At 43.7% G+C, this 817-nt stretch carries 2 protein-coding genes; both read left to right on the top strand.

Going from position 1 to position 817, the window contains the following annotated elements; genetic code table 11:
- The coding region (locus A3738_RS01335) for a band-7 C-terminal domain-containing protein (protein WP_304440053.1) at positions 1-326 on the top strand (326 nt) is incomplete at its 5' end.
- Between the two features lie 9 nt (positions 327-335).
- Positions 336-809: an NfeD family protein gene (locus A3738_RS01340; protein ID WP_068502832.1), complete on the top strand. Its 474-nt coding sequence runs from the start codon at positions 336-338 to the stop codon at positions 807-809.
- Positions 810-817: the final 8 nt, after the last annotated feature.

Below are 817 nucleotides of genomic sequence, written 5' to 3' on the forward strand. Positions count from 1 at the left end.
AAATCAACCGTGCTGAAGGTGAGAAAAGAGCACAGGTTCTTGCTGCAGAAGCGGAAAAACAACAACAGATCTTAACTGCCGAAGGTGAAGCGCAAGCGATTATTCGCGTAGCCGAAGCGCAGGCTGCGGCTTTGCAAAAAATTGGTAATATCGCCGTCACCAATGAAGGCAGCTCAGCTATTCAATTAGAATTGGCGCAAAAAGCAATCGCAGCAAAAGAGGCGATTGCCAAAGAATCTTCTGTGGTATTGTTACCCGATGGGAATACAGAAGCGGCTTCTGTCGTTGCTCAAGTTCTGTCTATCGCGGATTCTTTGAAAAAGTAAGAGACTTCAATGCCTGAACTATTTACGAGTTTGCCAACATTATTATCTTTTGTTGGCGTTGCGCTGATCATCATAGAAATATTGGTACTGGGTTTCAGTAGTATTTTCCTGATTTTCGTGGCTGTTGCATGTTTTACTACGGCTGTATTAATGTCGATCGGTCTGTTTGAGCATTCGATTTTGAACGCCTCTGTCTCTGTCGCGATCTTCTCCTTTGTTTGGGCCTTATTTCTGTGGAAACCATTGAGAAAGTTGCAGCAACGTCAGCAAAGTCCTGAAGATCAGCCGAATAGTTTTAGTGGCGTTACGTTCTTCCTTTCTGAAGACTTGGCCCCAAGTACTTTTATAGTGCAAGAGTACAGTGGTATTAATTGGCAAGTATTCTTGACCCCAGATCAGTCTCAAGTTCTTGGGAAAGGAACGGAAGTTCAAGTGGTTAAATCAGAGGTCGGGAAGATGTACGTGAAGGCTATTACTCGCTAGTTTCTTTC

The organism is Oleiphilus sp. HI0066 (assembly GCF_001635725.1).